This is a genomic window from Shewanella surugensis (genome assembly GCF_023284005.1).
GTDB classification, from domain to species: Bacteria; Pseudomonadota; Gammaproteobacteria; order Enterobacterales; family Shewanellaceae; genus Shewanella; species Shewanella surugensis.
The window spans coordinates 1-22,643 of the sequence record NZ_JAKIKS010000067.1; the positions used below are offsets into that span (position 1 = coordinate 1).

Here is a 22,643-nt window from a genome sequence, read left to right on the forward strand (position 1 = left end):
TGATTCTTGAACGCTTCTTCTAGCGTGGTGAACTCATGAGGTAACAGGGCTCTAACTTGTTTCATTTATAAAAAGTGATAATTCATATACTAATGATAGTTATACAAAAATAATGATAAACAAACAAGTTCAATGATGCGATAAGTACTGAAATTATCACGTTGCTCTAATAGTGAACGAATTTATGATAATTTAATACTCAGGTACTTAACAGGGTCAAACTTCCATATTTTTTCATTACAACTACTTAAATGCAAAAAAGAACCAGAATATTAACATTTAAGACGTGTAGGATAAATATTGAAATGTTGAATCTTATTAAAATATCAACATTACAGATAAAACCTCTAAAAAATCAGCAATAACGCCTTAATAATGCTGCTTCCAATATATTGACTTACTTTAAAACTGGTAATGCAGCCCTAAGCTAAATTGAGAAAAATCTGTATCTATTTCTTCTAGATCACTAGCTTTAGCAAGATAATCATCAGACTCAAGATCACCACTCATAAATTCATAGTTTAGACGGATCACTAAATGCGGTGTAATGGTTGCATTCACACCAGTACCAAATACATAACCCCAACCATCATGTTCCATAACCGTACTTCCATAAAGATCGCTACCAGAAAAATAGAATTCTGATGATACTTGCATATAGCTCACACCTGCTTTGGCATATGCAGAAAAAATATCGTTAATTTTCCATGTTACTTTGGGTGTGATAGCAACCGCTACAGCTGAAAGTTCTGATTTATTTATAGTAGCACTCTGATTAAATAAAACGATCTGACTACCTTTATATCCTAAATCATAGTCTCCAGTAACGAAAGCATGACTTTCTAATGCAAACCATTCGTTAATATTATAGCCTCCATACACACCCACGCTAGCAGCCGAATCATCCAAAAGTGAGCCAAACTTTAATTGAGTACGGCCAATATCACCACCCACATAAAAGCCAGTATCATTGGTTTCAGCCATTACTGAATTCGCACAGCCTAAGGTTAATATTAATGCTGCAGCGCTTAAAAATGCTTTCATTGCTAATCCTATAAAATAAACGACTTAATTCGAAGGCGGCGAAGATTAACACTGAGAAAAATAAATAAATAGACTTGATCGACTAAAGTACTAGCCAGTTATTAATGAATTTAAAAGTAAAAACCAATGATTCCAACAGTGCGACAAGTATATAATAACTTGATTATAAATAAAAAACACAACACCTGAATACTAGCTTAACAAAAAGTATTTTTATTAGAGCAGTAGATACAATATGTTATAGGCACATGAGCTTTACAAAGTAATTAAATCATGCCATTTATTTTTAAAATACCTTAAATTAATAATAAACAAATAAGGTTAACCGAAAACTTTTTAACATAAACCTTTATCGAGTCGGTTTATGGGGCACCTTATTCATTTTATGTGGCTTATCTAAATTCTCTTTAAATTTCACTTTTTGCTCTAAAGTCAGAATTTGATACACCTCATTGTGTAATTTAAGCATGCCCCCATTTCTCACTTATCTTGCTCCGATATGATTAATGGCTTCGCTTTAGCTTAATCAAACGTGGGCGCAGCAATTAATGCATAAATATGTGCTTTCATCGCTTAACGCTCCTCATCGGAATAACGACCTTCTTTCTTCGCCGCCTTGCTCGACTTCAACAGTATTGACACTCACACCTAGCGTATACCCTACACCACTTAAATCATTCGTGTAGGTACAGTAACCAGTATCAACTTCATTCGAAATAACGATATACGTAAGACCTGCTTTTACATGACTTGAGAAAATATCATTAAAGTGTAACGTGATCTTTGGAGCAACAGAGAAAGCCGATGCATTCCTATCGAAATCACTATCATCACTATCATCACTATCATCACTATCATCACTATCATCACTATAATCACCGGTACCAAAAATATGTCCTTCTATGCCAAACCAATCTGAAAAATGATACCCATCATAGAGACCTAAACTTTATTCCGACTGGCTTTTACTTCCCTCATCAAAACTTAATTCTGTTGAGCCTAAATCACCACCGACATAAAAACCTTCTCTATCTGTCTCTGCAGCCACTGAAGCCTATCCTAAAAGAGCCATTAGCAACAAAGCCGACCCATAACATTTTTTCATTACAACCACTTTAAAAACAAAAATAAAAATAAAAATAAAACCAAATGATAATATCTTTGTTTTCAAAGAAGTTGTTATAAGTTTTTACTCGCCAAAAATTTAGATAAATAGGCTAAAAAGGCAACAAGAACATCTGAATAAAGTTGCCTAGAATACACCATCTGAATTTAAAATAGGTAATGCACACCTAAGCTAAACTGAGATAAATTCGTTTGATAATTGCGATCATAATAATAATAGTTATTATCAAACTCTAAATCACCCGAGGTAAACTCATAAGCCAAACGTATCACTATATGCTCAGACACAGCAGCATCGACCCCAGCACCAAGCACATAGCCGATACCCGTTAAATCATTCGTATAGGTCCCCCAATAAGCCGTATCCTGTTCGAAACTAATATCAATATAAGAGATGCCCCCTTTTAAATAGCCCGAGAACATATCATTAAAATTGAGCGTAAATGTTGGCGTCACCGAAAAAACGCCAGCATTAATATTTTCACCATTCACATCACTATAATCGGTGGTACCATACAAGTGCCCTTCGATGCCAAACCATTCGTTAACGTTGTAGCCACCATACGCACCAAAACTAACAGCTGAATCGCTACCACTAAGATCATCGAAACTTAATCGAGTCGTGCCGATATCACCGCCCACATAAAAACCGGGATATTGAGGCTTAGCGACAGCCAAAGTGGATAATAATAACAAACTCAGTAAAATGATTTTCTTCATCACAACTCCTTGTGTAGATAATGTTAATTAACATATAAATCAAATAGTTAAAATATATAATCGTTCATCGTTCACCATGCAACAATCATCATCTCACTTCAAAATAATGCCATTGTTCAATGGTAAAATAATAAGCTAGTTGAAATATTTACTGATGTCGACACTTTTATACTGACAACCATTAAGGACTCAGAAGATGGGTTACTTTAAAAAGATCTGCAATTTATTGAATTAATGCCGAGTGAACTGAGAATGAATTAGGATTTAAAATAAAATTTAATAACAGGAGAGAAATGAGTGTATTCAACAGAATAAAAAAGTGGGTGGGGTGGAATATGTCACTAAAAATAGAGCCTCCATTTAAACAAAAAGAGAGCTTACGCTCTCTTTCATTAATCGGCTACCATCAATAATAATACTTTAATGATAACTTACCCTACAATCAGAATTGGTAATGCAGACCTAAACTAAATTGTGATAAATCGGTATCCATTTTATCCATATTAGTCGCTTGAGCTAGCGAATCATTAGTCTCAAGATCGCCATTCATAAACTCATAACCTAAACGAACCACTAAATGTGGTGTGATTGCGGCATTCACACCAGCGCCAAGAACATAGCCGAAACCGTCATAGTCTAGAGAACTCGTTCCATAAGATCCGTTTAAAGTTGCGCCCCACTCAGAATTAACCTGCATATAGCTTATACCAGCCTTTGCATAAGCGGAGAAGATTTCATTAATCTGCCATGTCACCTTAGGTGTAATAGAAATCGCAGCTGCCGACACATCTGCTTTAGTAATCGTAAAAGTATTACCGTTATAAGAACCACTTTGTCCTTCTAAACCCGTATCATAATCAGCAGTACCAAAAACATGACCTTCAATCGCAAACCACTCATTGAACTGATAGCCACCATAAGCGCCAACACTGGTAGTCGAATCATCCAAAAGTGAGCCAAATTTTAATTGAGTACGACCAATATCACCACCGACATAAAAGCCAGTATCATTGGTTTCAGCCATTGCTGTGTTTGCACAACCTAAAGTTAATAATAATGTTACAGCAGTCAAAAACGTTTTCATTGTTAATCCGATTAATTGATTCATCTCATTCTAAGGCGGCGGAGATTAACATCGAGAAAAAGAAATAAACAGACTTGATCGACTAAAGTACTAGCCAGAAAACAATGTTTATAAAAATAAAAACAAACTATTATCATCGTATAATAAAAGGTCGAACATTATATAATTACATGTTTTTAAATTAGAATAAATCAAAGCTGAATGTAAACTTAACAGAGGGCGTTATTATAAATAAAACAGAGGTGATAACTCCAACAACATTGATTCTTATCAAAAAAATAAAGTCGATAAAAAATTAAAAAGATTAAATTAATTTCATTATATTTTGCTCATGCAAAGCTTAATGCATTAAGCTCGAAAAAAGTCAGCAACCCTATTCACATAAAAAGCAAATAGGGTTAGGTCGCTATTTAAATATTATATTTATCGTGTTGGCTGATGAGGCACTTTATTCATTTTATGTGGCTTATCAAAATTCTCTTTAAACTTTACTTTTTGCTCTGGAGTCAGTACTTGATATACCTCATTTTGTAATCTCAGCATATTAACGACACCTTCTTCACGCTTATCTTGCTTAGATGCAATTAACTGCTTCGCTTTCGCTGCATCAAAAGTGGGCGCAGAGATTAACGTATAAATCTGCTCTTTCATCGCTTGACGATCTGCATCAGAAGAACGGCTGTCTTTCTTCGCCGCTTTACTGGCCTCAACTAAACTCTTTACTTGTGCTTTCTGTGAATCCGTTAAATCAAGATTATGTAACATGCTCTTTAATTTACGATCTTGGCCGTGATCGCTCTTCATGCGCTTTTGCTCAGTTGATGTATTGCTACCATCTTCAGCATTGACTACACTGGTGATCAGAGAAGTACTTGCTAATACTACCAATAGACCTGCTTTTAATGTCTTTGATTTCATGTTTGAAGCCTCTTAGTTTACGTTATCTTTAACAGCTAAGAAGTTAGCTGTGTTTATTCTGTTATTTAGTATAGACAGCACCTATGTCAATGTGAGAATAACTGGGGTAAATGACTGTAAATAAACCTGTAGAATAATAATTATCTATATATAAAAACCATTATGATTTCAATATTTACATATACTTACACAAGAAAACCACAATTGACATCAAACACAGTATACTGTTCATATCTCCATACTTTTAGTTACTTGGATTTTGTCAATGTTAAGGGAGACGTATGAACCGCATATTATTAATCGATGATGATTTAGGCCTTTCTGAATTACTCGCACAACTATTAGAGCTAGAAGGCTTTCAACTCACCCTAGCTCATAATGGACAAGTGGGCTTAGATCTCGCCTTAGAACAAGATTTTGATCTTATTCTATTGGATGTCATGTTACCCAAGCTCAACGGTTTTGAAGTGCTACGCGCTATACGGCATAAAAAACAAACACCAGTATTAATGCTCACCGCTCGTGGCGATGAAATTGATCGCGTTGTAGGTTTAGAAATTGGTGCCGATGACTACCTACCAAAACCTTTTAACGATCGAGAATTAGTCGCTCGAATTCGTGCGATCATTCGACGAACGCATTTATTACCTCAAAATACCCCAAAAAGCATACAAGACTTCGGCGATTTACAACTCGACCCAACGAGGCAAGAAGTCTATTGTCAGGACTTGCTTATTTTACTAACAGGCACTGAATTCAGCTTGCTGCATGAATTAGTTCAGCATGCTGGCGAACTGGTCAGTAAGGAAACACTCAGTGAAAGCGTATTAGGCAAAAAGCTCATGCCCTTCGATCGAAGTCTCGACATGCATTTATCCAATTTACGAAAAAAAATGCCTGAACGTAAAGATGCAAGACCCAGAGTAAAAACCATTCGTGGAAAAGGTTACATTTGGCTCCCCTAATGAAAAAAATACCTAATAGTCTGTTTGTTAAACTGTTACTTAGCTTTTGGATCTGCAGCTCTTTGATTATTGCCACTGTCGGGATCTTACCCTTATTACAGCAAAATCACGACAGTGGAGTACCGATCCCACCACCATTGCACCATATCTTAGTCTCGGTGGCTAACCGAATCATCGATAACCCTGAGTTGTTAGCCTCACAGCAAGCTTGGCAAGGGCTCTATCGTTTCCGTGACCCGCAAGGTAAACCTGTGCGTTTATTTATTATCAACGAGCATGGGAAACTATTAAATAACGCCAGAAATTCCAAAATGTTAAGACGATTTGTTTTAATGGCTGACAATTCTAACCGCCCTATAAAATACCAATTTGAAGATGAACTGATGTTCGGACCTTACCAATTTAATGTGGGCGGAGAACAATATTCACTGTATGGCCATGCACCAGATCATCGACCACGTCCTTGGTTTTTCTTTTTTACCGAGAATAAACTATTAACGCTCAGTTTAGCCATTTTATTATCCGGCTTATTATGTGGTTTACTTGCTTGGAATTTAGGCAAACCTCTGCGCTCATTAAAATCCAGTGCAGATGCGTTAGCTAAAGGAGACTTAGGCAGCCGTGTTAATATTAAAACAACTCTGCGCCAAGATGAATTTGGGCAATTAGCAAAAGCCTTTAACGGTATGGCCGATGCCGTTGAAGACATGGTAAAAACACAACAACGACTGATCAGTGACATTTCACATGAATTACGTACCCCTTTGACTCGATTACAATTATCGTTAGCACTTAGTCGTAAAAAAGGTCAAGAAACCCAAGAAATTATTCGCATTGGTTATGAGGCTGAGCTGTTAGAAAAAATGATAGCGGAGCTTTTAGAGCTGTCTAGACTCAAGCTAAACACTCAAGATAAAAAAGTACAATTAGAATTGGCTGAAACACTCAGCCAAGTATTAGATGATGCTGATTTTGAAGCGGGTCAACAACATAAGCAACTGAATATTGAAATTTCAGAATCGATAACATTACCCGTTTATCCAAAGCCTTTATCTCGAGCCGTTGAAAACTTATTACGCAACGCCATTCGATATGCTAATGACAGTATTACCATCTGTGCAAAGCAACACAACCACCATGTCGATATCGAAATTTTTGACGATGGTCCAGGGATAAGTAATGAGAATGATCTCGAGGCTATTTTTAAACCTTTTTATCGTCCGCAATCTGCCAGAGAAAGAGAAACTGGTGGCTGGGGGTTAGGACTCGCCATTACTTATGCGGGTATTAAAGCACATGAAGGCCGTATCAAAGCGGAAAATATTAAACCTCATGGCTTAAAAGTCACTATTTCACTACCACAACAAAGCCAATCATCTTTTTTCACAAGATGATCGGCTCATCCGTTTAAACTTAAATACACTATTGCTATAATCTTCGCTCATTTTTTATAAGTAGGCTGTCATGTTTCATATTGCGCTATACGAACCAGAAATCGCACCTAATACCGGAAATATTATTCGCCTAATAGCCAACAATGGCTGTCAGCTGCACTTGATTGAGCCTTTAGGCTTCGATTTAGAAGAAAAAAAATTACGTCGTGCGGGGCTTGATTACAGTGATTTGGCCAATATGACTCGCTACCCTGATTTTGATGCCTTTTTAAAAGCCATGGCAGGAAAACGCATTATGGCATGCACAACCAAAGGTAGCCGTCCTCATTCAGACATTATATTTAAAAAAGACGATGTATTGCTATTCGGGCCTGAAACACGTGGGTTACCTATGGATATCATCAATGCCACCCCCTTAGAACAGCGCCTAAGGATCCCTATGATGCCAACCAGTCGTAGTTTAAATCTATCAAACTCAGTCGCTATCATTAGTTACGAAGCTTGGCGACAATTAGGCTACGAAGGGGCTTAAACTTTCTGTATTCATTTATTCATTTCGTTACACTGACGTGACGAAATGAAGCTTCTCAGAAGTACACTCCTTCGTTCACCGAAGTATAAAGCCCACATCTTCAAGATTAACGGACTACAACTCAACATATACCCGTGACATATCAATTTAACAATATTAAACACACATATAGAAACAAAACATTATTAATATGAATAATATAAAAAACATTAGTTATCATTAAGGTACGTAATCATCTTGCTTTACTTAAGCGTTGAAAAATAAAATATTAATCAACTTTACAAACTTTCGACTATTCATCCACTAAAAATGCTGGCAACGTAATAATATTAGATAATAAAATGGAGTCCGCTATGCAAATGTGGCTAAAAATATTATTGAGTGTCTTTCTTGGGGCCATCGCAGGCTATTTAATTGGTCCCCCCATTGACGTTATACAACCTGTCGGCGATATCTTTCTAAACTTAATTCGAATGTTAGTTATCCCTTTAGTCTTTAGTTGTATTATTACTGCCATCACCGCCAATAAAGATTTATCCAACCTCACCCATCTTGGTCTACGCTCTGTTTCTCTCTATATTTTAACCACATTAATGGCAGCTCTTGTCGGGCTCACTTTTGCTTTAGTGTTTCATGTCGGTGATTTAGGTAATAGCCTGCCTCTCATTAGTTTCACTAATAGTGACACTATTGCGCCTCCTTCCATCATCAATATGCTAGTCGACATCTTTCCCACCAATCCTATTGCCAGCATGGCTGAAGGCAATATGATCCAAACCATTGTATTTGCAATTTTCATTGGCGTTGCCATTAATTTAAGCGGCGAGAAAGGCAATGCTTTTAAAAACGCCATCGATTCTATGGGTGATGTCATGCTAACACTAATGCAGCTGGTCATTAAAATTGCGCCCGTAGGGATTTTTGCTATTATTGCCGTTATCGCTGGTACTCAAGGCATTAATGTACTCACGCCACTCATCAAGCTATTAGTACTGGTTTATGTGGCTTGCTTAACGCAAATATACGGTGTTTATGCATTATTACTCACATTGATCGCTAAGGTTTCTCCGCTACCTTTTTTCAAGAAAGTCATCAGTGCTCAACTCATGGCTTTTTCGTCCAGTAGCAGTGTAGCGACCTTGCCTATAACGCTCGATGTGGCCAAAAAACGACTCGGAGTGTCTAAAGAAACGGCACATTTTGTCTTACCGTTAGGGATGACCATCAACATGGATGGATCGTCGTTAAACTATGTATTAAGCAGTATTTTTATTGCCAATATCGCTGGTATAGACTTATCTACGCCACAATATGTATTAATCATTTTTGTCTCTATAATCACCTCTATTGGTGCGGCGGGCGTACCAGCTGTGGCCATGTCAGGACTCTTTGTTGTTGTCGCGACTTGTGGGTTACCTATCGAAGGTATAGCAATCGTATTAGCAATTGATAGGTTAATGGATATGATCCGCACTGCTACCAGCGTAACGGGCGATTTAGCCGTGACAACAACGGTGGATAGCCTAAACAACACACTCGATAAAAAGCATTATAAAAGCAAAGGGTTATAGTTTGCCTAAGGATCAGTATTAAAAAGAGGGGAGACTGTCAGCCGACAGTCTCCCCTCTTTTTAATCACGGCCCACTACTCTTTATTTTCACTGAGTAAGTCTGCTAGTTCTTTTTGCTCATCATCACTCATCGACTGCATGACATTAGTCCGTGAACTGTGCTTTCGAATCAAAAATAAACCGATAATAAATGCGGTTAATAATAACCCTAATGGTCCTAACCACAGTAAATAGGTTTTAGGTTCCATTTTAGGTTTATAAAGCACAAACTCACCATAACGACTGGTCATAAATTCAATGATTTCACTATCACTTTTACCTGCATCAACCATTTTAAAGACCACTAAACGTAAATCATGTGCTACAGGAGAATTTGAGTCGATTAAATTTTGATTCTGGCATTGCGGACAGCGCAATTCATTTGCGATAGAAAGCGCTCGTACTTGATTATCCTCTGATTTGAATTGATAAGTATCCACAGGCGTCGCATTCGCCGCCGTATTCATCCAAAAAACGGCACTCAGACTAAACCAAATACACAAGATAAATCGTTTATAACCCAAGGCGATCATAATCGATTTGCCTCACGCGCTTCGGCTTGAAGCTGTTTAACCATAGGGAATAAGGTTTCAGTCCAAGCTCGGTTATCTATTGGGCCTGCAAAGCGAAACCGAATAATACCTTTATGATCCACAAGAAAGCTCTCAGGTGCACCATACACCCCCAAATCTAAGCCTAAACGCCCCTTATTATCAAATAAATTGAGTACATAGGGGTTACCTTCTGTGGCCAACTCTTTAATCGCCGCATCACGCTCATCACGATAATTAATGCCGTAGATAGGTAAAATATTTTGTTTGGCTAAACGCATCAAAAAAGGATGTTCGTACTTACATGATGGACACCACGTCGCCCAGACATTCAGTAATGACACTTGACCTTGAATATTGGTGTTGTTGAGTAACTCATCAGCATTTTCTAAACGTTGCAACTCAAAACTAGGAACAGGCTGACCTTCAAGCACTGAATCTAGTTTTTGTGGATTAAGAAACAAACCACGATATAAGAGCACACCCATCACTAAAAAGATGGCCAATGGAATAAATAATATTAATTTTTTCATCTGCTTCGCCTGCTATATCGTCACGAGTTGTACTTGAGTTGGTGTAACCTTATTCGTCACTGCCGCTGTTTTTCGTTCACGATAACGCTTATCTAATGCAGCTAATAACCCCCCCAGCATCATGAAGATTGCGCCGAACCATAACCAACGAACAAAAGGCTTATAATTCAATCGTACAGCAAATTCGGTGCTGTTTATGGGATCCCCCATAGTGACATAAAGATCACGAAACAGCCCCCAATCAATACCCGCCTCGGTCATGCTCATAACCTGCACCGTATATTGACGTCTATCCGGTTGCAATAAAGCCACTTGTTTGCCATCTTTGGCAACCATTATTTGCCCTTGCTGAGCCATATAATTTGGCCCCGGCACCTGTCTGGTTTCTAGATAAGTAAACTCATAACCCGCTAACTCTTGGGTGATCCCAGGCCCCATACGGACACTTTTTTCAACAGAATAATTAGACACCATCGTCGCACCAACAATCGATACCGCTATACCTAAATGCGCAATCAACATCCCCCACTGACTGCCACTTAAACGCCTAAACTGTAATTGACCTTGGTTTGTCTGTAATAAATTATACCCCGCTCTTAATGTCGTTAACGTTACCCAAACTGCAGCACTAATCCCTAACATCACCCAAAGCTTAAATTCACCACCAGCAATATAAGGCACTGCAATACCAGCCGATAAAGCGATGACTCCTGGTAATAATAACTGCTTTTGTAGCTCTCCCGCTTTAGCCTTTTTCCAGCGAATAAGAGGACCAATCCCCATGACAACAAAGAGTACCAATACGATAGGCACAAATACCGCATTAAAATAAGGCGGGCCGACAGAAATTTTTCCCATGCCAAGTCCATCAATAATCAAAGGATAAAGCGTGCCTAACAACACGGTTCCACAGGCCACCGTCAAAATCAAATTACACGCTAATAACATGGTTTCTTTTGACATTAATTCAAACCTAGCGGGACTCTTCAGATTACTGGCTCTAAAAGCAAATAAGGTTAATGAGCCTCCCACTGTGATCGCAAGTAATAGCAAGATAAACATGCCTCGACCCGGATCGGATGCAAAAGAATGCACTGAGGTTAACACCCCAGAGCGAACAATAAAGGTGCCCAGCAAGCTTAAAGAAAAAGCAAAAATGGAGAGCAATACAGTCCAGTTTCTAAACGTGCCACGCTTTTCTGTGACAATTAAAGAGTGCAATAATGCCGTACCCACTAACCAAGGCATAAAAGAAGCATTTTCAACTGGATCCCAAAACCACCAACCTCCCCAGCCTAGTTCATAATAAGCCCACCAAGAACCTAATGCGACACCACCCGTTAGAAATACCCAAGCAGCCAGAGTCCAAGGGCGTGTCCAGCGCGCCCAAGCAGAATCTAATCGTCCACTCATCAGCGCCGCAATGGCAAAAGCAAAGCTCACAGAAAAACCGACATAACCCAAATACAACATAGGAGGATGAATAATTAACCCCACATCTTGCAGCATAGGGTTTAAATCGCGCCCCTCCATCGGCATGGGAAATAAGCGCTCAAAAGGATTCGAAGTCAACAGCATAAAAAAAATAAAACCACCGATGATAATGGCTAAAATCGCCAAGACTCGAGCAGTAAAGGCCGCTTCTAGATTGCGGCTAAATAAAGCGACCGCCAATGTCCATACAGATAACGCGAACACCCAAAACAATAACGATCCTTCATGACCTCCCCAGACTGCAGCCAATTTAAAGAAAAAGGGCAATAAAGAATTCGAATGATTAGCCACGTAGGCGACAGAAAAGTCATCAACAGCAAAACTGTAACCCAAAGCGAGAATAGAAAAGCAAATAAACAAAAACATGCCATAAGTTAAAGGGCGTGCGTAACCGACAAGATATTGATCTTTTCGAGCCACACCCACTAATGAGACCGTCGCCAATAGCACAGCAAAAGCCAAGCCTAATATTAGCGAAAAATGTCCAAGTTCAGGGATCATGCTGTTACCTCTTTAATATTGGGTAGGCCTAACTCAACAAACGAGTTCAAAACGATATATGCCATTATCGCTTTCCCACTGCTGTTCAATAAAACGTTCAACTGAGCAAATCGTTCCAAATAACATATTGTTATATATTTTATAATCAAAAAGGATCATCCTTCTGTCGCTCGTTAATCATTTAGCGTAGGTGTTAATTTGCGCTATTTTAGTGTTTGTATCGCATTATGTCTGCTTATTTCGCAAAAATATGCGGGATGAGTCTCATAGCAACCCCGTTAATCGCCCAACAATGCACTCAAAATGTGAAGCAAAACTCAAGACTGAGAAATTAAGGTTATATTAGTGTGTAATGAATGTATAATCGGCAACCAACTCAGCGGTACTCCGCCTTTTTGATCATCCAATTTAAGTGAAATAAAATAATGACCACATTATGGATTTTTTTAGCGTTATTCATATTAGTCAGTATCCTATTGATCTGGTTACCTCATTTTCGTCAAACTGCATTATTAAAAACAGCAACGAAAACCGTCCGCAAACAAACCAATCTCACTTTGTTTAATCAAAGACTACATGTGTTAGAGCAAGAACTAAAAGATAACTTATTAGATCAAAACGAGTTTAATTCCCTTAAGCAAGAGTTTGAAATTAGCCTACTACAAGATATTAAACAAGGTGAAGATGAGGCATTAATGCCCCACATTAAACCTAAGGGCTTATTTTGGCCTAGTTTGATGACATTGGTTGTTCTCGCTATATCTGGCTACCTCTACTCCTCTATCGGTGCTTATCAAGCATTAGCATGGGCTAACTCACCTAAAAGTCAGCAAAAAGGCCCCTTGAGTATGCAGCAGCGCATCGAAATGATGCAAGCACAAGCTCAAATTCAACCCGATAATAGCCAATTATGGTTTAGCTTAGGTCATGCTTACATGGCAACAAATGAATATAAAGCCGCCATTAATGCTTTCGACACAGCCATTGATTTGGCTGGTATTCATGCTGAATTACTCGGCCCTAAAGCCACAGCAATGTATTACGATGCCCAGCAAACACTCACACCGGAAATACAATCACTCATTAAGCAATCTTTAACACTCAACCCTACCGATCCTTCCACGCTTTTACTGGTTGGCATGGATGCATTCCTGAATGGGCAATATCAAGCGGCTATTGATGCATGGCAACTTATTCTCGATACAAATCAAGACAATATCGATAGAGTGGCTATTAGTAATGCAATCAATAATGCCAAAGCACAACTGAAAGAGCCCGATCCGCAGGCCGCAATAGAAACGGAATTAAATAATACACTCACCCTCAATATCAGTGTGGCATCGGCTCTTCAGTCACACATTAATACGGGTGATACATTATTTGTTTTTGCTCGTACAACGACAGTTCCTCAAGTGCCTTTAGTCGCCATCAAAGTCTCTGCTGACGCATTACCCACTCAAGTGGTATTAACAAACAGCGATAGCCTCAGTGAACAAAAACTGATTAAGGGAGAAGCCGTTGAAGTGATTGCAGTGTTATCAAAAAATAACAACCTTAAACCTCAAGCAGGGGATCTTAAGGGGCACATTGCTAGCCTAGTGGTTGGAGAAAATGCACAACTTGAACTCAACACACTCGTCAAATAGTGCCTTAAATCATCTCAATATAGATAAAATAAAAAACCGGCAATTGCCGGTTTTTTTAATGTAAAAGATAAATCAATTTATGATTTTTCCTTAGACATAAATTCGATTGCATTTTTGTAATCTTCATCAGTACAATCCATGCACATACCCCCTGGTGGCATAGCTGTTTTACCCACTTTAACAGTCGAAATTAAGGTATCAATCCCTTGAGCTAGACGAGGTTCCCAAGCGGCAACATCGTTTACTTTTGGTGCACCGGCAACGCCCATGCTGTGGCATATGGTACATGCCTTGTTATAAACTTCTTCGCCTGTTTGGGCGAAAACGTTAGCCGACAAGGTTAATGCTGCTACTGCAGTCATTGCTAACAGTTTTTTCATGATTTATGTTCCTAATGCAAATACATACAAAGCTCAACGCCGCTTTTTATTTATTAAAAATTGGGTCTATCGATCCAATTAAGCAGACTCTTTTTAGCGCGACAAGCCTACTACAAAAGGCAATAAACCTCACCTTTTTGTGACTAGAATGCCACCTAGGTCTCGATTTTAGTACAAAAATAACGCTATAATAGAACATTAGTTATTACTAAATAACAGATGTGAACTCTAAATGGGGTCAATATGCTTCCTTTACTGAATAAAAAGCCCTCAAACTCGATACCCAGATCAAAGATCTGACACACAACATTAACCAATACTAAACCCCTTGGCCTATTTATGTTAATATCAGCAGCGATTGCATGGTCTCCGGTGTATTCCGATTTCGTGAATTTCAACGTAATATAAAAAAGTATGATTTAAAATAATCGCTCGTTCAACGAACAAAATAGCACTGATCAGTCCCATTAAGGGTAATAACATCATTATAAATCATGACTTTAACTAAGTGATTGTGCTAGGAGATAATGTGGCAGTGGCAGTACCAATAATTAATAGCACTCTCGTTTCTGCGGCAAAACTCACCTGTATCCGTGAAGAACGCATTTTATTTGATGAGTTGAGTTTCGATATTAACAGTGGCGATATTGTTCAAATTGAAGGTCCTAATGGTGCTGGGAAAACAAGCTTACTGCGTATTTTAGCAGGACTTTCACGCCCATACTCTGGAACGGTACTGTTTAATAAAAAGCCTATCCAATCTTGCCGTGATGACTATCAAAACCAGTTGTTATATTTAGGCCACTTACCTGGCGTAAAAAGTGAATTAACCGCAGCAGAAAACCTAAACTTTAATTTTAAATTAATGGGTTACTCTAATTTTGATTGTATTGATATTTTAAATGAAGTGGGTTTAAGCGGCTTTGAAGATAGTTTGACAGGCCACTTATCTGCGGGGCAACATCGACGCACTGCTTTGGGTCGCTTATGGCACAGTAATGCTAATATTTGGATTTTAGATGAACCTTTTACCGCTATTGATAAAAAAGGGGTCATCATACTGGAACAGTTATTTCTAGCGCATGCTAATCGTGGAGGTTGTGTCATTTTAACAACGCATCAAGATATGAATCTCATCGATCATCATTCACTCAAAAAAATTCAGCTTGATTATAGTCTGATATGAGAAATGCTATGCAAAACAACATGAGTTATTCTCAAGCATTTCTAACAGTGCTATTACGTGATTTACACGTTGCTGTACGTCATCGTAGTGATATTTTTAACCCACTGTTATTTTTTGTATTAGTGATCATCCTATTCCCCCTTGCCATTGGCCCCGAACCACAAACATTAAGTCGTATTGCATCAGGGATCATTTGGGTCGCCGCTTTATTATCATCCATGTTATCTCTAGAGCGACTCTTTAAAGCCGATCACCTCGACGGTAGTCTTGAGCAAATGCTGCTAAGCCCCCACCCGCTAACATTATTAGTGTTAGCAAAAGTATTTGCCCATTGGTTATTAACGGGCGTACCGCTTATTCTTATCGCCCCTTTGCTTGCGGTACTTTTACACCTTGATGATCAAAGCTATCAAGCATTATTGATGACCCTAGCCCTCGGCACGCCCATTTTAAGTTTATTAGGGGCCATTGGGGCTGCACTGACTGTTGGTCTCCCCAAAGGAGGGGTATTGCTCAGCTTGCTCATTTTACCTTTGTACATTCCGGTATTGATTTTTTCAACCAGCGCCATTGATGCGGCCAGTATGAACTTAGCTTACACCGGACAACTTGCCATCATAGGCGCAATGCTAATAACATCATTAATTTTGGCACCTTTTGCTATTGGTGCCTCATTGAGAGTGAGTACTAATTAATATGTGGAAATGGTTACATTCTTATGCCGACCCTCAGCGAGCATATCGTTTATCAAGCACTCTGCTACCTTGGTTTAGCTACTTGGCGTTCGCCTTTATTGCGATAGGAACCGTCTGGGGACTCCTTTTTGCACCAAGCGATTACCAACAAGGTGACAGCTATCGCATCATCTTCATTCATGTCCCAGCAGCCTCTATGTCTATGACAGCCTATATCGCCATGGCCAGTGCCTCTTTTATCGGTATGGTATGGCAAATAAAATCTGCTGACTGGGTTGCCGCATCAATTGCACCTGTGGGAGCCGTGATGACATTCATTGCACTCATTACAGGCGCGGCATGGGGCAAACCCATGTGGGGCACTTGGTGGGTCTGGGATGCAAGACTCACATCCGAGCTGGTATTACTTTTCTTATATTTAGGCGTGATTTCTTTGTACGCCTCATTTGAAGATAAAGTCCTGGCCGCTAGAGCGGCTGGGATTCTAGCGATTGTCGGTGTCGTGAATATTCCCATTATTAAATATTCTGTTGAATGGTGGAGTTCATTGCATCAACCTTCAACCATTAAAATCATCGAAGAATCAACGATGTCTAGTGACATGCTCTATCCACTATTGATTAATATTGTTGGGTTTGGTTTACTCTTAGGTGCCATCACATTACTGCGTTTTCGTACAGAAATTCTCGCGCGAAACAGTATGCGTTCTTGGGTAAGAGAGCTTGCGCAAATAGAAGGAGCCAAATGATGCAATTTCACAACCTCAGTGATTTTTTCAATATGGGCGGTTACGCCTTTTATGTCTGGCTATCTTATGGTGTTACCTTCATTAGTTTTGGGTTACTCATTGCACTCAGTCGCTATAAAAAACAAAAAACATTCCAAGACATCAATAAAAAAACACTGAGAGAACAGCTGTTAAAATCAAGACGGAGCGATATAAAGTGAATTCAAGACGTAAAAAACGACTCACATTAGTCGTAGCCCTTATCGTAGGAGTGACTGCCGTCGCTTCTTTATTGCTCTATGCATTAAATAGTAATATGAATTTATTTTTCACCCCAACAGAGATCCTTCAAGGTAAGAAAGACACAGGGATCAAGCCGGATATTGGGCAAAGGATCCGAGTCGGTGGCATGGTCACCATGGGCTCGATGTCAAGAGATCCTGAAAGCCTCTATGTTGAATTTGTCATACATGATGGTTCTGGAGGCGAAATTATTGTCACATATGATGATTTATTACCCGACTTATTCAGAGAAGGTCAGGGAATTGTCGCTCAAGGTATACTTATTTCACCTAATCGTATTGAAGCGACGGAAGTGTTGGCTAAACATGATGAAAATTATATGCCACCTGAAGTCGCTGAAGCCATGGGAGAAAATTACAAAAAATTAGATTACAGCGGCGAGCAACTGAGCCAACAGTAATCGCATTTATGCAATAGATCGCTCTCGCTTGTTGGTGATCTATTGCAATAAAAAGCCCTCATATTATTAATAATGAAGGCTTTTTATTAATAAACTCAGCGGAGATTAACTGAGGAAAAGCACTAGCTATAACAACGCTGCTCTTGCTGCCCTAACTGCTCAATACTGGCGATGATAATATCACCCGCATGCAAAAATTGTTGTGGGGTAGAAGAGTAGCCTATTCCACCAGGCGTACCAGTGCAGATCAAATCACCCGGTTCTAATGCCATATATTGAGAAATATAATGCACCAGCTGAACCGGCGTAAAAATAAGCTGCTTGGTATTACTATTTTGTTTTGGCTGATTATTAACTGCAAGTGAAAGCCCTAAATTATCAACCTGTATATCCTCTTTAAAAGACATCCACGGCCCCACGGTACAAAATCCTGGGTAAGACTTCCCTTTCGTCCACTGCCCTTGCCGATCAAATTGCCAATGTCTATCTGTAATATCATTGACAATGGTATAACCAAGGATGGCCTCTTGTGCCGCGACTAAATTATCTAAGTTAAAGGCATCTTGACCTATCACAATACCCAGTTCAACCTCCCAATCCACTTGCTTTGCATGCGGTGGTAAATAAAGATCGTCAAAGGCTCCCGCCGTAATGTTATTGGCTTTTAAAAAAATCAGCGGCTCATCAGGGGGCGTTAAACTTAACTCTTGTGCATGATCTAAATAATTCAGCCCAACGCCAATGAGTTTTGGTGGCCTCGCAATACAGGGTCCTCGGCGCACCGTATCCCCAATTTGGACAAGTTTACCCGATGTGGCTTGCTGCAAAATGTCAGCTTTATCAATACTCGACAATGTATCACCATCCCAATCATCGACTAATAACGAGCAGTCATAGGTTTTACCATCAATAATCACACCCGGCTTTTCTTGACCTTTAAGGCCAAATCGCATTAACTTCATTCAGCTTCACTCCGATCAGAATAGATCTTAAGTATTGTTCATCATGGATCAGCGTGACAGTTAATTTTTATTTAGCTTTGTAAGTATCCTGCATAGAGAAATAACATTTGTAACCTTTACAGTATTCCCCCCTGTTTAGAAAACAAGCGTATTCCTCATATGTTGAACAATTTAAAAATAAAATGTCATGAGCTATTAGACTAACATACGAAACTCACGATTGGGTATATTTCGAGCAGGTGTTGCCATAGGTAAGTCATTTAATGCAAACTGTTCTCGACACTTTTTGAATACATTTACCAATTCTGTCATTTGCTCAATAAAGTCAGAAATATAAATTTCTTTTAACTTAAAATTCTTAAACAAATAAATGTTTTTATTATTATTTCCCATGCCAAAAAAACAATCAGAGGTATCTAAGCCTAAAAATTGCAATCGCAATAGAGTCTGATAAAAATTGGCATTACTAATTTGATCCTCTCTTAATTCTAAAAATTGAATCATTCCATGAGCTAATTGATTCTTTTCAGATAAATATAAACATACATTGATATCCTCTGCAAAAGATATCGTATAGTTATTATCTCCATGGCTAACAGGCATTTCAATATTAAAAGTTCGAGCAAGTTCACTCATCAACTGACAAAACATGTTTTTTCTAATCATATACTTTTCGCTTAACTCTGCTAATGTAAACTACAAATCATTCAACTCTAAAGTATCCTTTAACTAAAAAGGACACTTAAATAACAATAATTCGACTAATAAATATTATTCATCTTCATCTGAAGATGAATCACCGCCAAAGCCAAGTGCAACACTGCCTGCTTCTGACTCTGAATCTGACTCATCAAGTTCAATTCGAGATTGCAATATGGATACTTGTCTGTTTACAGCATTTGATAACCTAGGAAGCGCACTCACATCACCATCTAACAGCTCTCTAAGCTCAGTAAGATTGCTAATAACCTGAGAATCGATAGTAACACTTGCTGTACCATCTAATGCTCTCATTACATTAAATGCACTTTCAAGGCTGGCTTTTTCCCTTTCTAGTACACGCTTTTCTGTAATTCTTTGCTGATATCGATTTAATTGATTTTCAAGCATATCTACATCAACTTTCTTAACTTCAAACATTTTTAGCTTAGGAACTAAAGTCACAATCTCTCTGAAATCGGCTCTGTCTTCATCCCTTTGACTCCCAATTATTTGATCATAACGCTCTTTTATAAGGACCAGTCTTGGTTCTTGCATACGTCGTTCTGTCACTATTTTCTGATATCGATTTAACTGTGCTTCAGCAATATCTAAATTAGCCTTCTTAGCTTCAAATATTTTCGCTACCGGATTTGAAGTTACAACTTTAATGAAAGAAGCTTTATCTTCAACACTTAAGCTTTCAGTTATTTGAGTATAGCGCTCTTTAATCTCTATAAATCTTTGTTGATCGGCAATACTGAGTACTGGGCCATGTTCTACCACATGTGCTTTTAACTCTGATAACGCCAACAATCCAACTGCTGTTTGGTCCATCACTGGGTGATACTTAATTGACGAACACGCTTGATAATAATTAACAACACTTTGCCTTTCTAAACTATTGCCAGAAAGAACATTGGCAGTAAACTGAACATCCTCATCTGAATGAATAGACTTATACATGACATCGGTCAACTTTAATAATTGCTTACGACCATTTTGAAGGCTTTCACTATCAAATGTCTCTTCCAGCCCCAAATCTTGGATCAAGCCTAGATCATAATTTGGATAGGTTGTTCTAGACGTGTCTTTATCGTTATAATTAACTAATAACAACTCTTTACCTAAACTTAATGTCTGCCCCATAGTATTGGCGCCTTCCGTTAAAATAGGGTAGGTACTTTCTTGCATGGCTATCTGAAAAATGGGTTGAGGAAGCCCATTTGCATGCACAACAAATAATTTCGACTCTCCCTTTTGCTTCGCTTGATCTATTTTTTCAGCTAAACTGGCATCATTAATATGAACATATTCAACAGACTTATCATTTGGAAGCTTTTCTTTTAAGTCACTTCCTGAATAAGAAACCAGCATCACATTAACACTTGGCAAGGTTGCATTTTTGCCTGCTTCAACCAGCCCTCTTGTCACTAAATCAAGCACTGCAGCTGAATCGCCATCTTTAGCCTGATGAATACCATAAGACGTCATTAAACCCATCTCTTTTTGCATTGTATTTGCAAAAATCTGACTTAAATTCGCTGTAGCTTGATCTCCTACTCTGGTCTCATTTTCATTCAATCGAGAGACATAATCTTTACGCGCTATTGGTTCAAATGTTTTATAACTTGCATCTCTTGGCATGACAGTACGCACATCTGTACCAGGGAAAGTTAATACATCTGTATTAGTATGAAAATCAACACGGCTTCCATCATATGAAACAAACCTATCTTCTGAGTGCCACTGAAAAGGTTGCAGCTGTAAATATCCTTTAGGTGTCACCCCTGAGTCATTTGTAGAATCAACCACTGTATCATTTGCAGAACGAATATAAATCGTTTCATTTGGATTAGCTGTTGCCGTTCTATCTTGCTCATCTCCTTTCTTAATCCAAGTGACCCCCTCTAATTCAGTATACTTTGGATTGATCTTTTCCAATTTATCAAAATCGATATAGCCTTCAGATGACATTTCAAGACTAAATTTAATCGTCACCTTATTATTAGGACTTATGTTCGGAAATAACCTTTTTTCTCCATCTACATTATCTTTAGACAGGCGAGCTATCTCCTTCGTGACACCAAAGTATTTTCCATCGGATGTAAGGTCGAGTAAATTGCAATCATTACTCCCCTCCTTAAGCATCTGTTTTCCTTTTAATAAGGTCGCTCTAGCAGAAAAGAAATCCAGTATTTCTTCTGAAGAAGGTTCGGAAAACTTATAATTACCTAATTGTGCATTGATTTCCAACTTGACATCATATTCACCATTATCTTTAACTTTAACATGCACAATCTTTGCATTTTCTTCTCTCACAGCACTTGATTGATACTTAAAAAACTCATCAATAAAATCTGTCGCCGATATTTTAGACGTATCTATTTCGACTTTTAATTCATAATGATGCCTAAAAGGATCAGGCGTGCCGTTTGTCAATACCGTAATATGGCCTTGGTAGCCTAAATTTCTCAGGTTTTTAATTAAATCAAACGTAGAACTTTCATTTCCGCTATTGGCACCAGGCATAACTTCCACTTGTATGTCTTTCAACTGACCAAAAAAAGTGCTTAACGCAACATTCGGTTGTTGTATTTTTCGATCAACAAGTGCAGTTATTTTATATTCCCGTGGTTCTAACCTATTGCTCTCATATGTCGAAGACACGAAAATCGGACTTAGTAAAATCTGTTGATATTTATTCTTTTGATTTTCGGGCGTTGCAGCAATAATATGTGATGGTGATAACCTCGGCAGTATATCTTGAGTTTGCTCTAGTGAGTGTTGCTCATATACGTCCTTTACATCTTGTTGAGCGGCACTGGTTTTTTGTCCTTTAGATACAGAGCTTACGCTAGTTTGCTCTGAAGTTTGTGGACTTTTACTTGAACTTTGTACAACATCGTATAATGGCATTAACTTTTCTCAGTATGAAAATTTAAAATAGCAAACTTATAATTCTTGAATACAACCCAAATAAATTCATGGCTAAAAAACAAGAATAAACTAATAAGGTCATCAGTCTTCATAACCTTCCTAGGAGTATTAATCGCTTATAAGGTTTTATAGTCATCAAAACAGCGGGGCATCATATATAAACCACTTCAGATGTCAAAATATAAAATGAATAAATTTAAAGACAGCTACTCAACATTTAATATTTAATTCGAT

General features: G+C 38.4%; 21 protein-coding genes and 1 pseudogene. 10 read left to right on the top strand and 12 right to left on the bottom strand.

The window, feature by feature from the left end; translation table 11 throughout:
• Window positions 1–402: 402 nt before the first annotated feature.
• From L2764_RS15970 to L2764_RS15985, 5 genes and pseudogenes are all read right to left on the bottom strand, one after another.
• The gene (locus tag L2764_RS15970; protein WP_248941260.1) at window positions 403–1,044 is read right to left on the bottom strand and encodes an outer membrane beta-barrel protein; all 642 of its coding nucleotides are present in this window, start codon (window positions 1,042–1,044) and stop codon (window positions 403–405) included.
• Window positions 1,045–1,627: 583 nt separating this feature from the next.
• Window positions 1,628–1,972 (bottom strand): annotated as a pseudogene (locus L2764_RS28270) (hypothetical protein); the annotation flags it as partial.
• Between the two features lie 344 nt (window positions 1,973–2,316).
• Complete coding sequence (locus L2764_RS15975; protein WP_248941261.1) at window positions 2,317–2,889, bottom strand: outer membrane protein; 573 nt, start codon at window positions 2,887–2,889, stop codon at window positions 2,317–2,319.
• Between the two features lie 442 nt (window positions 2,890–3,331).
• The gene (locus L2764_RS15980; protein ID WP_248941262.1) at window positions 3,332–3,973 is read right to left on the bottom strand and encodes an outer membrane beta-barrel protein; all 642 of its coding nucleotides are present in this window, start codon (window positions 3,971–3,973) and stop codon (window positions 3,332–3,334) included.
• A 423-nt stretch (window positions 3,974–4,396) separates the two neighbouring features.
• Window positions 4,397–4,891: a Spy/CpxP family protein refolding chaperone gene (locus L2764_RS15985; protein WP_248941263.1), complete on the bottom strand. Its 495-nt coding sequence runs from the start codon at window positions 4,889–4,891 to the stop codon at window positions 4,397–4,399.
• A gap of 281 nt (window positions 4,892–5,172) precedes the next feature.
• On the opposite strand from L2764_RS15985, the gene L2764_RS15990 reads away from it, so the two are divergent.
• From L2764_RS15990 to L2764_RS16005, 4 genes are all read left to right on the top strand, one after another.
• Window positions 5,173–5,856, top strand: a complete 684-nt coding sequence (locus L2764_RS15990; RefSeq protein WP_248941264.1) for a response regulator — start codon at window positions 5,173–5,175, stop codon at window positions 5,854–5,856.
• Window positions 5,856–7,250 carry an ATP-binding protein gene (locus L2764_RS15995; protein WP_248941265.1) on the top strand — a complete coding sequence of 465 codons (1,395 nt, stop codon included), beginning with the start codon at window positions 5,856–5,858 and terminating at the stop codon, window positions 7,248–7,250. Before L2764_RS15990 ends, L2764_RS15995 begins: the two co-directional genes overlap by 1 nt.
• Window positions 7,251–7,320: 70 nt before the next feature.
• The gene (locus L2764_RS16000; RefSeq protein ID WP_248941266.1) at window positions 7,321–7,782 is read left to right on the top strand and encodes a tRNA (cytidine(34)-2'-O)-methyltransferase; all 462 of its coding nucleotides are present in this window, start codon (window positions 7,321–7,323) and stop codon (window positions 7,780–7,782) included.
• A gap of 353 nt (window positions 7,783–8,135) precedes the next feature.
• A complete protein-coding gene (locus L2764_RS16005; protein WP_248941267.1) occupies window positions 8,136–9,353 on the top strand; it encodes a dicarboxylate/amino acid:cation symporter in 1,218 nt (405 codons plus the stop codon).
• A gap of 74 nt (window positions 9,354–9,427) precedes the next feature.
• On the opposite strand, the gene nrfF is transcribed toward L2764_RS16005, so the two are convergent.
• Genes nrfF through L2764_RS16020 form a run of 3 tightly spaced genes read right to left on the bottom strand, consistent with a single transcriptional unit; the run spans window position 9,428 to window position 12,471 of the window.
• Entirely contained in the window at window positions 9,428–9,925 is a 498-nt protein-coding gene (gene nrfF / locus L2764_RS16010; RefSeq protein ID WP_283107041.1) for a heme lyase NrfEFG subunit NrfF, read from the bottom strand.
• Complete coding sequence (locus tag L2764_RS16015) at window positions 9,922–10,476, bottom strand: DsbE family thiol:disulfide interchange protein (RefSeq protein ID WP_248941268.1); 555 nt, start codon at window positions 10,474–10,476, stop codon at window positions 9,922–9,924. Before L2764_RS16015 ends, nrfF begins: the two co-directional genes overlap by 4 nt.
• A gap of 12 nt (window positions 10,477–10,488) precedes the next feature.
• Window positions 10,489–12,471 carry a heme lyase CcmF/NrfE family subunit gene (locus L2764_RS16020; protein ID WP_248941269.1) on the bottom strand — a complete coding sequence of 661 codons (1,983 nt, stop codon included), beginning with the start codon at window positions 12,469–12,471 and terminating at the stop codon, window positions 10,489–10,491.
• Window positions 12,472–12,896: 425 nt separating this feature from the next.
• Here L2764_RS16020 and ccmI point away from each other — a divergent pair, with 425 nt between their 5' ends.
• The gene (gene ccmI / locus L2764_RS16025) at window positions 12,897–14,117 is read left to right on the top strand and encodes a c-type cytochrome biogenesis protein CcmI (RefSeq protein ID WP_248941270.1); all 1,221 of its coding nucleotides are present in this window, start codon (window positions 12,897–12,899) and stop codon (window positions 14,115–14,117) included.
• A gap of 77 nt (window positions 14,118–14,194) precedes the next feature.
• Here ccmI and L2764_RS16030 read toward each other — a convergent pair whose 3' ends face one another.
• Window positions 14,195–14,497: a c-type cytochrome gene (locus L2764_RS16030; RefSeq protein ID WP_248941271.1), complete on the bottom strand. Its 303-nt coding sequence runs from the start codon at window positions 14,495–14,497 to the stop codon at window positions 14,195–14,197.
• A gap of 535 nt (window positions 14,498–15,032) precedes the next feature.
• Here L2764_RS16030 and ccmA point away from each other — a divergent pair.
• Genes ccmA through ccmE form a run of 5 tightly spaced genes read left to right on the top strand, consistent with a single transcriptional unit; the run spans window position 15,033 to window position 17,808 of the window.
• Window positions 15,033–15,683, top strand: coding sequence for a cytochrome c biogenesis heme-transporting ATPase CcmA (gene ccmA / locus L2764_RS16035; protein WP_248941284.1), 651 nt, complete (start codon window positions 15,033–15,035; stop codon window positions 15,681–15,683).
• A gap of 8 nt (window positions 15,684–15,691) precedes the next feature.
• Entirely contained in the window at window positions 15,692–16,378 is a 687-nt protein-coding gene (gene ccmB, locus L2764_RS16040; protein WP_248941272.1) for a heme exporter protein CcmB, read from the top strand.
• Between the two features lies 1 nt (window position 16,379).
• Window positions 16,380–17,126 carry a heme ABC transporter permease gene (locus L2764_RS16045; RefSeq protein WP_248941273.1) on the top strand — a complete coding sequence of 249 codons (747 nt, stop codon included), beginning with the start codon at window positions 16,380–16,382 and terminating at the stop codon, window positions 17,124–17,126.
• Window positions 17,126–17,326, top strand: coding sequence for a heme exporter protein CcmD (gene ccmD / locus L2764_RS16050; RefSeq protein ID WP_248941285.1), 201 nt, complete (start codon window positions 17,126–17,128; stop codon window positions 17,324–17,326). The genes L2764_RS16045 and ccmD overlap by 1 nt, the downstream gene beginning before the upstream one ends.
• Window positions 17,323–17,808 carry a cytochrome c maturation protein CcmE gene (ccmE, locus tag L2764_RS16055; protein ID WP_248941274.1) on the top strand — a complete coding sequence of 162 codons (486 nt, stop codon included), beginning with the start codon at window positions 17,323–17,325 and terminating at the stop codon, window positions 17,806–17,808. Before ccmD ends, ccmE begins: the two co-directional genes overlap by 4 nt.
• A 122-nt stretch (window positions 17,809–17,930) precedes the next feature.
• Here the strand turns inward: ccmE and L2764_RS16060 are convergent, their stop codons facing one another.
• The 3 genes from L2764_RS16060 to L2764_RS16070 all read right to left on the bottom strand — a co-directional run bounded on the left by L2764_RS16060 (window position 17,931) and on the right by L2764_RS16070 (window position 22,388).
• The gene (locus L2764_RS16060; protein ID WP_248941275.1) at window positions 17,931–18,770 is read right to left on the bottom strand and encodes a fumarylacetoacetate hydrolase family protein; all 840 of its coding nucleotides are present in this window, start codon (window positions 18,768–18,770) and stop codon (window positions 17,931–17,933) included.
• A 195-nt stretch (window positions 18,771–18,965) separates the two neighbouring features.
• Window positions 18,966–19,436: a type III secretion system chaperone gene (locus L2764_RS16065; RefSeq protein ID WP_248941276.1), complete on the bottom strand. Its 471-nt coding sequence runs from the start codon at window positions 19,434–19,436 to the stop codon at window positions 18,966–18,968.
• Window positions 19,437–19,541: 105 nt separating this feature from the next.
• Window positions 19,542–22,388, bottom strand: coding sequence for a hypothetical protein (locus tag L2764_RS16070; RefSeq protein ID WP_248941277.1), 2,847 nt, complete (start codon window positions 22,386–22,388; stop codon window positions 19,542–19,544).
• Window positions 22,389–22,643 lie beyond the last annotated feature (255 nt).